11 protein-coding genes are annotated in these 14,310 nt (G+C 67.7%); 6 read left to right on the plus strand and 5 right to left on the minus strand.

Going from position 1 to position 14,310, the window contains the following annotated elements; all coding sequences use genetic code 11:
• The first annotated feature begins 146 nt into the window (after positions 1–146).
• Together AC5LUJ_RS03660 and AC5LUJ_RS03665 are read left to right on the plus strand one after the other, a co-directional pair.
• Positions 147–440, plus strand: a complete 294-nt coding sequence (locus AC5LUJ_RS03660; protein WP_250280567.1) for an ATP-binding protein — start codon at positions 147–149, stop codon at positions 438–440.
• A gap of 80 nt (positions 441–520) precedes the next feature.
• Positions 521–1,021: a DUF4143 domain-containing protein gene (locus tag AC5LUJ_RS03665; protein ID WP_250280569.1), complete on the plus strand. Its 501-nt coding sequence runs from the start codon at positions 521–523 to the stop codon at positions 1,019–1,021.
• 164 nt (positions 1,022–1,185) lie between these two features.
• Here the strand turns inward: AC5LUJ_RS03665 and AC5LUJ_RS03670 are convergent, their stop codons facing one another.
• From AC5LUJ_RS03670 to AC5LUJ_RS03685, 4 genes are all read right to left on the minus strand, one after another.
• Entirely contained in the window at positions 1,186–1,599 is a 414-nt protein-coding gene (locus AC5LUJ_RS03670; RefSeq protein ID WP_250289685.1) for a MarR family winged helix-turn-helix transcriptional regulator, read from the minus strand.
• A 345-nt stretch (positions 1,600–1,944) separates the two neighbouring features.
• Positions 1,945–2,316 carry a DUF2752 domain-containing protein gene (locus AC5LUJ_RS03675; RefSeq protein WP_493464465.1) on the minus strand — a complete coding sequence of 124 codons (372 nt, stop codon included), beginning with the start codon at positions 2,314–2,316 and terminating at the stop codon, positions 1,945–1,947.
• A 172-nt stretch (positions 2,317–2,488) separates the two neighbouring features.
• Positions 2,489–3,076: a TM2 domain-containing protein gene (locus AC5LUJ_RS03680; protein ID WP_250280575.1), complete on the minus strand. Its 588-nt coding sequence runs from the start codon at positions 3,074–3,076 to the stop codon at positions 2,489–2,491.
• Positions 3,077–3,618: 542 nt separating this feature from the next.
• Positions 3,619–4,593, minus strand: a complete 975-nt coding sequence (locus AC5LUJ_RS03685) for a nucleotide-binding protein (protein WP_250280577.1) — start codon at positions 4,591–4,593, stop codon at positions 3,619–3,621.
• A gap of 190 nt (positions 4,594–4,783) precedes the next feature.
• Here AC5LUJ_RS03685 and AC5LUJ_RS03690 point away from each other — a divergent pair, with 190 nt between their 5' ends.
• From AC5LUJ_RS03690 to AC5LUJ_RS03700, 3 genes are all read left to right on the plus strand, one after another.
• Complete coding sequence (locus AC5LUJ_RS03690) at positions 4,784–9,421, plus strand: tetratricopeptide repeat protein (RefSeq protein ID WP_250280579.1); 4,638 nt, start codon at positions 4,784–4,786, stop codon at positions 9,419–9,421.
• A 2-nt stretch (positions 9,422–9,423) separates the two neighbouring features.
• Complete coding sequence (locus tag AC5LUJ_RS03695; protein ID WP_250280581.1) at positions 9,424–10,941, plus strand: AAA family ATPase; 1,518 nt, start codon at positions 9,424–9,426, stop codon at positions 10,939–10,941.
• Between the two features lie 583 nt (positions 10,942–11,524).
• Positions 11,525–11,941: an SRPBCC family protein gene (locus AC5LUJ_RS03700; protein ID WP_250280584.1), complete on the plus strand. Its 417-nt coding sequence runs from the start codon at positions 11,525–11,527 to the stop codon at positions 11,939–11,941.
• A 269-nt stretch (positions 11,942–12,210) separates the two neighbouring features.
• On the opposite strand, the gene AC5LUJ_RS03705 is transcribed toward AC5LUJ_RS03700, so the two are convergent.
• The gene (locus tag AC5LUJ_RS03705) at positions 12,211–13,866 is read right to left on the minus strand and encodes an AMP-binding protein (protein WP_250280586.1); all 1,656 of its coding nucleotides are present in this window, start codon (positions 13,864–13,866) and stop codon (positions 12,211–12,213) included.
• A gap of 239 nt (positions 13,867–14,105) precedes the next feature.
• Between AC5LUJ_RS03705 and AC5LUJ_RS03710 the strand changes: the two genes are divergently transcribed.
• On the plus strand, positions 14,106–14,310 hold a 205-nt coding region (locus AC5LUJ_RS03710; protein ID WP_493464466.1), incomplete at its 3' end, for an AMP-binding protein.

Raw genomic sequence — 14,310 nt, forward strand, 5'->3', positions numbered from 1 at the left:
TGGCCACGGCTCGCTTCTGGCCACGGCTCGGCAAGGTCTCCGATCGGACGCCCGGCAACGCGGGATCGGGCACGGTCGAGCCGGGCGGGCCAGGTTCGACCATGCGATCGGGATACTAGATGGTGTGCAATTGGTAGAGTAGTCGTGTGATCGACTATCGGCGTCGAATCATCGACAACACGCTGGACGAGCTTCAGCCGCATCTTCGCGCCTTGTCGATCCATGGGCCGAAGGGGGTCGGCAAGACCGCGACCGCGATGCGGCGTGCCGGATCGGTCATCGACCTCAGTCTTCCCGCTCAGCGTGAGATCGTGGCCGCCGACCCGTCGATTCTGACCCGTCTGCCCGGGCCGGTGCTGGTGGACGAGTGGCAGCGCCTTCCCGAGATGTGGGACCACGTGCGCCGTGCGGTCGACGCTGGTTCGCCGCCCGGTCACTGATCCTCGACGCGGCTACCGCTGGGCTGGCGAACAAGCCAGCCAGCGGGACGACGCTCGCTTATCGCGACGCTCTGTCCTCATTGTGGCTGCTCGATGCGATAGCGCCGTGGATCCCCAGCCGGAACCACCTGGACCGGCTCGGCCAGTCCCCCAGGCACCATCTGGCCGGCCCCGCTCTGGCCGCACGACTGCTCGGACTCGATACCGCCTCGCTGCTGCGAGCCGAGCAGGGCAGCACAGAGCTGTCAGCGGGCACGATCCTCGGTGCGCTGTTCGAGCACCTTGCCGCGCTCAGCATCCACACCTACGCCGAGGCTGCTGAGGCTCGGGTGGGACACCTGCGCACCCGCAACAACGACCACGAAGTGGATCTGATAGTCCAGCATGCGGACGGCCGAGTAGTGGGGATCGAGGTCAAGCTGGCCGACCGGGTCGAGGACGCCGACACCAGGCACCTCCGATGGCTTCACGACCGGATCGGAGAAGACCTGATCGATGCTGTCGTCATCTACGCGGGCGAGCATGCCTACCGCAGGCGTGACGGCGTTGCCGTCGTACCGTTGGCGCTGCCTGGCCCATGATCACCGCGAGCGGCCACGAAGGGGTGATCGAAGTGCTGAGGGAGTCCTCGTCGTCGGCGTCCGGAGCCGTGTCGAAGACACCGCCTTCGTCCATGAGGGCATATCGAAACCGGCCCCGTCCGGGACGACGGGACCACGCCGCCGGGCCTCGGCCCGGCGGTGGATCAGGGCTGCGCCTCGCGGCCCCAGGCGGCCAGGCCGGCGACGAAGCCGGCGCGGTCACGGGGGGAGAGGCTCGCCATGGCGCGCAGGAGTGGCGCCGCGCGGATAGCGATGAACGACAGAACGGCCGGCCGGTACTCCTGCTGGAGGGAGACCAGGGTGCGGCGGCGATTAGCCGGGTCCTCCTGACGCTCGACAAGGCCGGCGTCGCTGAGGTTGCCGACGAGCTCACTGGCGGTCGACAGCGTCACGCCCAGCCGTCCCGCCAACTCGGTGACGCTGAGCTGCTGCCCGGTCAGCAACTGGGTCAGGACCGCGCCGTGGCGGGCGGTGAGCCGGCGCCTGCTGAAGATCTCCTGGAGCGCGGGCGGCATCTCCGAACGGGCCCGCTGGAAGTAGGCCGCCAGCAGCGGCACGTACCGCAGAACCTCGAGGTCCCGTTCCGTTGGCGAGACCGCCGTCTCCGGCGGGGCCGGTCCGTCCGGAGACGGCGGTGCCGGTTGTGTCCGGCCGGGTGCGGCCGCGTCTGTCCGCTGTTCGTGTGGCACGCTACGATCCTAATAAGGTTCGCATATTCAAAGCATGAGCCGATCCGAACCATCCACCCGGAAGGACGCGGGGCGCATGACATCGTCGATCACCTGTGCCGCCGCGAGAGCCCGAACATCATGAGCCGGCGCTCCTGCCCCATGGCCGCCTCATGGCGCATCGGTAAGGTGGGCTGTCACAGGACGTCACCACCGCTCAGGTGGACGTAGGAGTCAGGTGGACGTCGGAGTCAGCGGCCATCCGGGCAGGTTACGCACAACCATCCAGACGAGCGCGGCGCCGGCCAGGCCGTAGGCAAGCGGTCCGGGAACGCGCGCCCGTTCACCCAGAGCGGCCGCGCGCGCCTGCCGCCAGAGCAGATATATCAGCAGCGGGCTGCAGAACAGCACGAAAAGGTTGTCATGCACCGCGGCCCGCACCTGGCCGTGAAGCAGGTCGTGGACCAGGCGAAGACCTCCACACGCCGGGCAGTCGAACCCCGTGACAAGCTTTGTCGGGCACATCGGCATGACCACATCTGGATCATGCGGGTCGGCGACAAAAAGATAGCCGACGCCCAGCACGCACAACGGCGCGCTGAGCATCAGCCACTGACGGGCGGCAGTCCTGCCCGTACGGCTCCCAGTACGGTGACCACCGACGTCGTCCCGGTCCGGACGCCACGGTTCCCGCGACCTGGATGCCGTCCCAGCGCCGCCGGAAGAACAACACTCACGAAGCTTCCGGAAAGCCCGGCGACAGTATGCGATCATCGCGCTAGTCGCGGAGCGGGCGGCCATAACTGTCACGGACGTTGCCGGTGAGGATCATGATCCCATCGATCAGCGCCCAGATCCCGAGCCCACCACAGGTGAACAACTGGGCAAGCGCGATACCGGTATTCCCCAGATACCATCGCCCGGCCCCGACTCCACCCAGGAAAATCTGCAGGAGCCCGGCAACCAGCTTCTGTTTGTCCGAGTACGGCTCACCGGTCACCGGGTGGCGCCCGAACGGGGCCGACGGGTCGTACGCTCCCTGGCCGTAGCCCTGCGGGACGGGATAGCCAGGCGCCGGTGGATAACCGGGACCGGCCTGGTAACCAGGACCCGGCGGATACCCCGGGGCCGGTGGGTAACCGGAGCCCGGCGGGTATTCGGGACCCGGCGGGTATTCGGGACCAGCCTGGTAGCCGGGCTGCGGATACCCGGGAGCCGGTGGGTAACCGGAGCCTGGCGGATACTCGGGACCGGCCTGGTAGCCGGGCGGATACCCCGGAGCCGGCTGGTAGCCAGGACCGGTCGCACCGGGCTGGTCCCCGTAACCCGGCGACTGGCCGCGGTCCGGTTGTTCAGGTGTAGTCATCGAGTTCCCCAAGGAATCAGTGTTTACCCGCGCCGGGCAACCGGGTCCGACGTGCCGGCCCGCCCGCTGAATCGTGGGATGCCAGCAGAGCAAGGTCACGCTCTGCATTTCCCACACTACCGTCGGAGATGTCGATCAGAACAGTTCCGACCGGATGACCGGAGATCCCGGCGGGAGACAGAAGTTCTTCCGCCCGCGGCGCCTGCCGCGGGAATCCCGTACAGCCCGGTTCAATCAACAGCAGGACAATCGAAACATAAGATCGACGATCATCTGGCCGCGCCGCCCGGCGCCAGATGCTCGTCGAGCAGAGCCCACCCCCGTACAAGCGACACCCCTGACCGGCCGAAACCACCGACGGAGCTGACCAGAACATCAGCATACAGATTATGTCGATCCAGTCATGAGCCCACACCGATATCGCCGGGCCGGCATCCGAAGCGTCACCGGGAGAGAACACAGCCGAGTAACCGTGGCCGCACGTCGTTTCCGCCGGCCCGCCCCGGCTGACGTTCCGTCTCGGTCCGGGCCGCTGCGGGGGTTCAGGTCACCGGGACGGCGCCCACGGCCGGTGGCCGGGGTGCGACGGTTGCCTCGAAATCCCCGGCGGAATGCCAGTCGACGCCGCCGAGATCGGTCGGGCAGCCGGCCGCGGCCAGTCGCTGGGCCAGTTCCTGACGACGTTGGCTGTCGTTGCTCAACCGCAGGACGAGGCGGCCGCCGATGTCGCTGAAGGGCCGCACTTTCCCCACTTCGACGAGGACGGTGCGCCGCGCGTCCATGGCCATCGCCATGCCGGCCTCGAACAGGACGTTCGCGCGCGGCTGCCCGGTGTACTCCCTTTCGTGGGCAGGCTCGTCCGGGCGCCAGAACGCCGGGGCGAGACGGGCGTCGTCGTCCGGGGTCAGCAGCACCACGATCGCCCGTGCCAACGCGAACGCCTCGTTGAGTATCTCGCCGATGTACGGGGTCGGGCGGCCCGTCGCCCGCACGGCTTCGTTCCATTCGAGCGGCCGCAGGCCCACCGCCCGGAGAAAGGCGAACATCGCGTCCCGCGCCGCGGTGTTGCGGCCGTGCACGACGAAGACGGCCCGCGGATCCGGCCCGCCCGCCCCGGCCAGGGCCGCCGGGGCGGGCGGTGTGCTCGGGGCGGGCGGTGTGCTCGGGGCGGCCGTGCCGGCCGAAGCGACCGTGAGCGACGCCGGCCAGGCGATCATCTCGTCGGTCACGTCCCGCCCCCAGCGGGCCACGACCTCCTCCGCGGTTGTTCCCGCGTAGGGTCTGCGGACGGGGTCGGCGTGTACCAGCGAGAGCAGTTTTTTCGCCGGGAGATCCGTCCGGTTGATACGGAGCCGATCAATCATCTCCGGGAAGATGTTCCGGCCGCACAGGAAGATCGGACGACCCGCCCGGTAGGGCGCCAGGACACGTTCCTCGAGTTCCCGGTCGTCGAGGTCGAGTTGTGTTATCTCGTCGTCGGGGCCGGACCCCAGGCTGACACGGATATGGTAAGGCAAAATCCCTCCATTGCCCGTCCATTGGGCCTCTGCTGTGCCGAGGACCCAGGCCCGCCCTGGGCCTTCACCGGCCGGCAGCCGGGCTGCGGATTGATGCTACACTCGGCCAGCCTGCGCATCGGCACGGTTATGGCGTCGGGGGCGCCAGGATGCGTCCCCCGGGCGACTGACACGATGTCCGGGGGTAGCTGTGAAACTCTCGATCATTCGGCGGCGGGTACCGCTCGGCGCGGTGCTCACGGTCAAACTGCGCAGCGGCGAAACCGTGATCGGCGCGCTCCTCGCCGTCGAGGACGACGACTGCCTCGTTGTCGAGGTCGACCAGCGTGAATCACTCATCCTGGCCGAGACGATCGAAAAGATCGACTACAGCCCGGCCCAGACCGAGGAGAACACGGCCAACGGCGCGGCGCCGGTCATGGCGGCGCCTGCCGGGGCGGGCTCCCTCGCGCCGGCGGCCAGCTCGTCGCCTCCGTTGCCACCAGCGGCGTCGTTTCCGTCCCCGAACGGGCTCGCCGCGCCGCCAACGGCGGTGGTAGCGGCGGAACCAGTGGCATCCGAGGTCTCAACGCCGCCGGGCACGGCGCCAACAGCGCCGACGACGCCGGAGGAACCCCCCACCGCTCCGGCGCCGCCGGGACGGGTGGCCACCGCCAGCCCGCCGCACGCCGAGGCGCCCGGTACCGAGACGCCCGGTGCCGAGGCGCCCGCGGCCCATCTCGACCTCCTGCGGGAGCTGCATGCCAAACTCGCGCCGGACGTGCAGGACGCGCAGCTCGTTCCCGCCGCCCCGGACTTCCAGTCGCTGCCGGACCTGAAGCTCTACTACGACCTCGAGACCGTACTGGTGAACGATGTGCGGAAACGGTGGGACCAGGCCCGCAGCCGCTACGCCTACGCCACGAGGAACAACCTTTACGAACGTATCGACTACTGTGCCGCCGGCATCCGCGACCTGCTCGCCAAATATCCCTACCTGGCCGAGGGACACGCGCTTCTCGGCGCCCTGCTGTATGAGCGGGAGGATGTCGCGGGGTGCGGCGAGGAATTCTCGGAAGCGGTCGCCCTCGAATATGAGCCGGCCCTGTGTGACCTCGCCGCCTATCATCTGCTGACCGGTGACAAGGCGGCCGCGCGGCATTCACTGGCCGCGTATCTCGCACGCACATCGCCGGCCGACGATCCGCAGGCATGGCTGATGATGCTGAAACTCGTCGTCAGCGGCCGGGCCTTCGGCCTGCTCCGTCATGTCGCCGACACCGTGGTCGCGGCGGGACGGGGCATGAACGGCTCGCTCGCGAACGGGGTGGGCTACGTCGTCGTCGAGGCGTCCATTCCGGTGAGCCCGGAGCTGCAACGCCGGCTGGCCATCGCCGCCGGCCCCGCCGACCGTGACCGCGCCGCCGCGGAGGCGCTCGCCGGCATCCCGGTCGAGGCCGCGCGGCCGGTGCTCGTCCCGTCCGGGGCCGGCCGGCGCCGCACCAGCGCCGCATCCGGCTGGGCACAGCGAAAGGCGCCGGTCGCGGTACCGCAGAACGTCCGGGACGCCAGACGCCTCCAGGAACAGGCCGAGGAGTTCGCCCGGCACAGGCAGCACGGCCAGGCGATCAACCTGATCCGGCAGGCAATCGCTCTCGACCCGGCAAACGCCGCCCTGAAACGGCTCGAGGAGGAATGGGTCGCGGAGAGCCGGCACTCGGCGGTGCCGTCCGGTAACACCCCGTTCGCGCTCGCGGAACGCGCCAAACTTCTGCATCGTGACTATGCCGCCGCGGAACGTTTCTATCGACAGGCGATCGAGACCGACGACCGCCCCGAGAGCGCCGCCAAGAATCTCGCCTCTCTGCTGCACCAGATACACCGCTCCGACAAGGCGCTGGCGGTGCTGCGTGACTACGAGTCCTGGCACGAGGTCGCCAACCGCACGCAGTTCGACAACGTCGTGGCGGACATCGCCGCGCATTCGGGGAATATCGACCAGGCCGTTGAGCGGCTGACCGCCATGCTCGGCCGTACGCCGCGTCAGAACCACCCGCCGCTGCTCAACCGGCTGGCCACCGTCTACGCCCGGGACCGCCGGTACGACGAGGCCGAGAGGAAACTCGAGCAGAGCCTGCAGATCGCGCCGGACGACGCCTCGGCCAAGCGCCTGCTCGACACGCTGGTACAGGCACGCAAAACCGGCGTGTACAGCGAGGTCGACGCCATGGTCAAGGCCGGTTTCGCCGATGTCCGCAACGACAGCTTCAGCCCGGTGCTCAGTTTCGACCTCGACCGGTGCGAGTACGACTCGGTGGACGCCGTGAAGAAGTCGACGAAACAGTTCGAGCTGCGTGACGTCGACCGCGCCGAGAGCTTCGCCCGGCAGCGGGCCAAGGACGCCCGTGCCCACGACCGGGCCGGCGCCAACCTTTCGGCGGCCCGGATTCTTATCGACATCGGTTCCGACGACCTCTCCCGGATCCGGAGCAATCTGCGGTTCTACAGCGCGGCGATGGGCGACGCCATGGCGGCGGACCACAAACCGTTCGAGGCCATCCGGACCTATTACCAGGAGGCGCTGACGGTCAGCCCGAAATGGGAGGCCGACCTGCTCGGGGTGAAGCTGCGCCAGTTCCTGATGACGTTCTACGCGAGCAGTCCGGGCGATGTGCTCGACCCGGCGCCGCTGCGGGAGGCCCTCGAGTCCGCGCTCCGCACCTCCAGGCGCCAGTTGCTGGCGTCGCTGCTGCCGGTGACAGCGAAAAGCGTCGACCTCCAGAAACTGGTCGTCAACGCTGCCGCCTACACGAAGACGTTACGGGCGCAGGTTCTCGACGGGCTGCGGGAGGACATCGGCATCGAGCTCCCGCAGACCGGGCGCGACGAAGAGGACTTCGTCAACGCCTGGCTGACCGCGATCGACGTGCTGAAACGGCGCGCCGAGGAGACCGACCAGAACTTCCGCTTTCTCCACGAACAGGCCGGCGACCTGAGCACGCTCGGCCAGCAGAAGAACACCCTGGACCGCATCCAGCAGAGCAGCCCCACCGCGCTCGAGAGCCGGCTGCTGCGGGACGCGGCGGACCTGCTGAACGTCGTACGCGAGTACACCGCGCAGCAGAAATATCTCGAACAGGAACGTCTCGCCAAAAAGACCGACGACAGCTGCCGGCAGCTCGTCCGGTTGGCCGAGGAGAACCGGACCCAGCTGACGATCGGCGGCCTGCTCCCGTATGTCCTCCGGTTGCGGAAGGCCGTACGCGACCACTTCGCCGAGGTGGAGAGCGCGGCGGAGCCGAACGAGCTCGACACCCACCTTATTGTCGACAACGTGTCGCTGCCGGACGACGGCGCGGTCGGTGTGCAACTCGCGGTGAAGAACCGGCTCGGTCACAGCCCGGCGAGCCGGGTGCGGCTGGAACTGCTACTCGGCCCGGACGACGTGTACACCGCGCAGCAGCGGCACTTCCCCGTCACGGAGGCGCTCGGCGCGGGCGAGTCGGAACCACTGACCATTCCGATAGTCGTCGCACCGGCGGCGCGCTCCGAGCACGTGGTCACCCTGCGCACCCGGGTGTCCTTTGTGACCCGTACCGGGCACGAAGTCGTCTCCGAAGAGACCCTGCACGGGCTCCAGCTCTACTCGAAGGACGATTTCAAGGGCTTCGCCAACCCGTACAGCGCCGGGCACCCGGTCAAGGATCCGAACATGCTCTTCGGCCGGGACAGCCTCATCGCCGAACTCGCCGAGGCGATCCAGCACACGGGCACTAAAAGCATCGTGATCTACGGGCAGAAACGAACTGGCAAGACCAGTATCTCGGACCATCTCAAGCCGCGCCTGACCCTGCCCATCGTCCCGGTGTCGTTCAGTATCAACGACATCATCGCCGACCTCGGCGCCGACAACCACGGCTTCGCCAGCTTCTTCTTCCGAGTGGCCCGCACCGTGTACGACGCGGTCGAGAAGCTGGCCGTCGGACGTGGTATTCCGCTCGACGTCCCGGAGCCACGGCTGGCCGATATCCGGGAGCTTCCGCAGGGCGCCCTGATCGATTTCATGAAGCTGGTCCAGCGCTGGCTCACCCGCTTTGACGACCTAGCGGACGTGCGCTTCGTCCTGCTCATCGACGAGTTCACGAACATCTACGAGGAAATCCGGAAGCGCAACCTGCCGGACACGTTCATGAAAGCCTGGAAGGGCCTGCTCGAACAAGGCAACTTCAGCGCCCTCGTCATCGGCCAGGACCTCACCCAGGAGTTCATGCGGAACTATCCGAACGAGTTCCAGGTCAGCCGGGTCGAGCGGGTGAACTACCTTTCCCGGGAGGACGCGAGGAAGCTTATCGAGGACCCGATCCGGATCGGCGGCCGGCAGGGGCCGACACGTTACCAGGGCAACTCTGTGGACATGATCCTCGATCTGACGGCCGGCAACCCGTTCTACATCCAGAAGTTCTGCGAGCGGCTGGTCAACTACCTCAACCGGGGCAGCCGCATGTATGTGGGGCCGGCCGACGTGAAGGCCGTTCGGGATGACCTGGTCGCGTCGTTGCACGACACCACCGACTTCGACAACCTGCTCAATCCCGGTGACGTCCGGCTGTCGGCCATTCCACCGAAAAAGGTGATCGACACGCTGCTGGCGTGCAGCCGCGGCTTCGGCGCCAGCCGCTATCTCGACCCGACCACCCCGGAAGCCGGCCTGCTGGGTTGGGATGTCCGCCTCATCCTTGATGATCTTCAACTCCGCGACGTCATCGAACCGCTTCCGCCCGACCGCTGGCGGATACGGGTGGGGCTTTTCGCGCGTTGGCTTCAGGTCAACTACGCGAGCCGGTCGTGATCATGGGTACTCTGATCAACCCGTACAGCTATGGTGGCATCGTCTTCGGCGAGCGGTTCGTCGGCCGCCATGACGAACGGGCCCGCCTGCTGCAACGCGTCGTCCACTCGGCCGAGGGAGATTCGGCAGCGCTGGTCGGCCCGCCTCGGACCGGAAAATCCTCCCTGGCCTGGGAAACACTGATGACGTCCACGGCACGGCACGACGCGCCACAGGTGATCCCCGTCTGGATCACTCTCGCGGACCGCACCGGACTCACCGATCTCATCCGCACGATACTGGAACTTGTATACGACGATCTGAGCAAAGTCGGCGGGCTGCGCGACAGCAGACTACGCGACCCCCTGGATGCGGCGATGCGCCAGGCACTCGACCCGGGGCGGGAATGGGACGAGTTCTATATGGACGCCAAGAAAACCCTGCGCCTGGTGAGACGGCATGGCTGGCGGGTGATTGTCGTCCTCGACGAGTTCGACAGCGCCCGCAAGATCTTCGACGATCCGAAATACGCCTTCGATGTGCTCCGCGCGCTGACGAACGAGCAGGATGTACGGGTCATCTGGGTCACCACGTCCAGACGGGAGCTGCAACAGATCGTCGATCAGGCGGGAAATGTCGGCTCGAACCTCCCTCACCTTTTCGAGGAAATTCCGGTCCGGTGTTTCGAGGACGACGAGCTGGCGGAGCTCGTCGGGCGGGCGGTCGACAGCGGCGTCAAGATCAACGTTGTCGACGTGCTGACGGCGCTGCGTGAACTCACCGGCGGTCATCCCTGGCTGTCGAGCCAGGCGCTGTCGGAGGCATGTTTCATGATTGCCCGGACGGGCCAGGTCGATTGGGCGCTGATCACCCAGAAAATGTTCCATCCCTTCACCAACTACTACGACGACCTGTGCAAGCTCCTCTCCGAGGACGGCCGGCTCGACCTGCTCCTGGAGATTCTTTTCGGGCCCCAGCTGAAAGCGAAGGTCCGGGACCTCCTCCAACTCGCCAACACCGGAATACTGGTACCGTTCGACAGCGGCTACCGCGCCTTCTCGGCACACTTCTCCGACTATCTTCGCCTGCAGGCCAGGACCACCGACACCTCGGAACTCTGGTCAGACGCGACCGACAGCCTCCGAGATCATGTTGACACCACGTTCCGCACGCTGTTCGACGATCCGTGGGACGCGGCGGTGGAGCGGGAGAAGCCGTCGAGCGCCCCCGTCCTGGCCCATCTGCGGCAGGCCCGGGAACAGGAGGCCCGCTCCTTCGGCCCGCTGGCCAGCGCCGATCTGCTGGACTTCGCCACGCCCTCGGAGCTCTGGTTCTTCATCGAGCTTTACTGGGAGCTTTTCCAGCCCGTTCTCGGGCCGGCGGACCCGAACGCGTGGCGACCGAAGTTCGCTGTGCTGAACAAGGTCCGCCAGCCACTGGCCACCAGCCCCACGGGCGCCGTCAGCGCGCGCATGCGACAGAACGCCCGCGACTACTGCACGGAAATCCTCGAGAAGCTGAACAAATCCTCCGCGCGCTGACCGGGCCTCACGCTCCCGACAGACACGACATCCCACGAGGAACCGGGACCACACCACGGCCACCAGCAGGTACCCCACCTGGCCACCCGCGGGGACCTCTACCTGGCCAACAACGAGGACTTTTTCATGGCCACGGACACACGGGGCTGCCGGTCGGCCTCTCGGCCTTTGGGGCGGCGAGCGAGCGGTCGCGGCGGGCCGATGTACCCCCGCACCGAAACCCGTCTGACGATTATCAAAGAAATGGTGCGCCGGCCCGCGCGGATTGCGCGGTTTTGATGATTCCCCTGCGCAAAGGGCCCGAAAAGCACTGTCATGTGACCGGCACCGCTTGACCGGGGCGGGCAACCGAATTATGTTGACCTTGTCGGCATCATTGATCCGTCGGTACACGACGGTTTCTGTCTCGATCCACCGAGAGCCGTTCGGCAATTCTTCCCGCCAGCGCGCTCCGGTGGTTCGGACAGTCCGGCGGGAGCCACGACGGCGATCTCGCCGGATGAATTGTCGCGACCGCAGTCAGGTCATGTGCCCCGACGCACCGAACAACCAACGAATCCGACCGTGGAGAGGACACCGGATCATGTGGGAGTACGAGCACTCGGCAACCGCGGAGGTCACCGCCGAGGCCGTGTGGAAACTCTACGTAGATACCGCTTCCTGGAGCATCTGGGACACGGGAATCGTCGGCCTGGCACTGGACGGGCCGTTTGTGCCCGGTACCACCGGAAAACTGACCCCCAAAGGACAGGACCCGGTGATCATCACCCTCGTCGAGGTGGAGGAGAACCGCTCGTTCATCGACGAAGCCAACCTCGGCGGCATCGTGCTGCGGGCAATCCACCGGCTCGAGCCACTGGCTGACGGACGCACCAGGATCACCCACCGCATCGAGATCACTGGCCCGGCCGCGGACACCCTCGGCCCACAGATCGGGCCGGCCGTCACCGCCGGCGTGCCGGAGACGATCGCGACACTGGCCAGGCTCGCGTCCGCCTGACCTCGGCACCGGCGCTGCTGCTTGCCCGAGACGGGCAGGGAACGGGCGGCGAACATACGCCGCCCTCCCTGATCGCGCCGGCCCCGCTGACCACGGCGTTCACCGAGCCGGACGAACGGCGGCGCGCCCCCGGCCCGGCGACGCCGCCGACCTGCCCCATGCTCCTGGCCCTGGCCCTGGCCAACGTGAACGACACACCCTGGTGTTCCCACAGCGGCACGCCCATACCCGTCCGGGCCCGCGTGCGGGACCAGGGTGAGCTCCATGGTTCAGGACTCGCCCCGGGCCAGCGCGCGGAGCCGGAACTTCTGGACCTTGCCGGTGGCGGTCATCGGGAGCTCGTCGACCAGGACGAGCCGTTCGGGCAGCTTCTGCGTGGCGATCCGGCGTTCGACGCGCAGGAAGTTCGTGATGTCCTCCAGCGTGGGTGACGCTCCCTTGACCGGGACGACGACGGCGCACGCCTTCTCACCGAGACGCTCATCCGGGTAGGCGACGACGGCGACCTGGGAGACGTCGGGATGCGCGACGATGTACCCCTCGATCTCGGCGGCGCTGATGTTGGTGCCGCCGCGGATGATGATGTCCTTGAGCCGCCCGGTCACCCGCAGGTAGCCGTCGGCGTCGAATCGGCCGAGGTCACCGGTGTGGTGCCAGCCCCCGCTGTCGATCGTCGCCGCGGTCCGCTCGGGATCACGCCAGTAGCCGAGGATCGCGCCTGGGCCCCAGTAGGTGATCTCACCCTCCTCGCCGGGCCCGACCGGGCCGTCAGGGCCGTCGAGCCTGATCTGGATGCCGTCGAGCGCGGGGGAACCGTCCGAGCCGGCGCGGCGCTCGATCGGGTCGCCGGGGTGGCAGCAGGTCGCCGCCATCAGCTCGCTGCAGCCGTAGAGCGGCATCAGCACACCGTTGCTGAAGGTCCGCTCGAACTCCAGGGCCAGCGTCTCGGGGATCGGCGCGCCGGCGCAGAGCCAGAATCGCATCGACGACAGGTCCCGCTTCGCCTCCGGTGCCGCGTCCAGCGCCATCCGGACGAACGGGGTCGCGGTCGCGGTGGCGGTGGTGCGGTACCGCTCGATCCGGCGCAGGCCCTCGTTCGGCTCCCAGATGTCGAGCAGATGCGTCTCGGCGCCGACGGCCAGCGGGACCAGCACACCGACGACCAGCCCGGTGGCGTGCGCGACCGGCGAGGGCATGAACATGACGTCCTCGGCGGTGAGCTGGAAGACGTCACGGGCCAGGCCGCGCCCGGAGAAGTCCAGCGTGTTCCAGGTGTGCACGCAGCCCTTCGCCGTGGACTCGGTGCCCGAGGTGTAGACGATGACGTGCGGGACGTCCGGCTCCGGGTACGGGCCGAACTCGTCCGGGCCGGGGATGGTGGCGGTGGCCTCGGCGAACGTCAGCTCGTCCGGGGCCGCGTCACCACGGGCGATCACGAGGGTTCCGAGGGCCGGGGCCTCGGCCTGCAGCGCGCGGAACATCGCCGCGTGGTCGAAGCCGCGGAAGGCCCCGGTGGTGATCGCGGCAACCGCGCCGGAGTTGCGCAGGACGTGGGCGATCTCCGTGTGCCGGTACACGGTCATGATCGGTACTGTGACCGCGCCGAGCCGCGCGAGCGCGAGGTAGGAGACCACGAACTCGGACCAGTTCGGCAGCTGGACGGCCACCCGGTCACCAGGCCGGACCCCGCGGCGCAGGAGCGCGGCGGCAAGACCATGGGCACGCTCACGGACCGTGGCATAATCGAGCTCGGTGGTGCCGTCGGAGACGAACCGGCGAGCTGGTGTCGCGTCCGCCCACCGATCGAGTAAGGCGGCGGCCGAGCCGTCCTGCCACCAGCCCTTCTCGCGAAACCTCCTGATCGATTCAGCGTCGTACCGGTCGTAGACCGTGAGCGTAGCCGTGTCTGTCTCCACACCGACCATCAGAACCTCCGCTTCGTCGTGGATACCTGAACGCGCATTCGTTTCGGCCGTGCGGGCCGGGCCGAAACGTCGGACGACAGGTGGCTCACCCCAGCCGCAAGCATGACCGGATCTTAGTAGCATAAGATCGATGTTTTCAATGGTTCGACCAAATAGTTGATTCAGGCAAGCATGTCCCCCGCCCACGCTCTACGACCGGTACGACGCTGAATCGATCAGCAGGTTCGCGAGAAGGGCTGGTGGCAGGACGGCTCGGCCTTCCCCCGCGGGCGACGCGCCGTGAGCATGCCCATGGTCTTGCCGCCGCGCTACTGCGCCGCGGGGTCCGGCCCGGTGACCGGGTGGCCGTCCAGCTGCCAAACTGGTCCGAGTTCGTGGGCTCCTACCTCGCGCTCGCGCGGCGCGGCGCGGGCACAGTACCGATCATGCACGTGTACCCGCACA

The organism is Protofrankia sp. CiP1_Cm_nod3 (assembly GCF_982290655.1).

What these genes read in the sequence shown, in the direction of transcription:
- AC5LUJ_RS03675 (WP_493464465.1), bottom strand. Translation starts at nt 2,316, where the DNA reads ATGCTCAGCGCGCCGTTGTGCGTGCTGGGCGTCGGCTATCTTTTTGTC.
- AC5LUJ_RS03680 (WP_250280575.1), bottom strand. Translation starts at nt 3,076, where the DNA reads ATGACTACACCTGAACAACCGGACCGCGGCCAGTCGCCGGGTTACGGG.
- AC5LUJ_RS03695 (WP_250280581.1), top strand. Translation starts at nt 9,424, where the DNA reads ATGGGTACTCTGATCAACCCGTACAGCTATGGTGGCATCGTCTTCGGC.
- AC5LUJ_RS03700 (WP_250280584.1), top strand. Translation starts at nt 11,525, where the DNA reads ATGTGGGAGTACGAGCACTCGGCAACCGCGGAGGTCACCGCCGAGGCC.
- AC5LUJ_RS03705 (WP_250280586.1), bottom strand. Translation starts at nt 13,866, where the DNA reads ATGGTCGGTGTGGAGACAGACACGGCTACGCTCACGGTCTACGACCGG.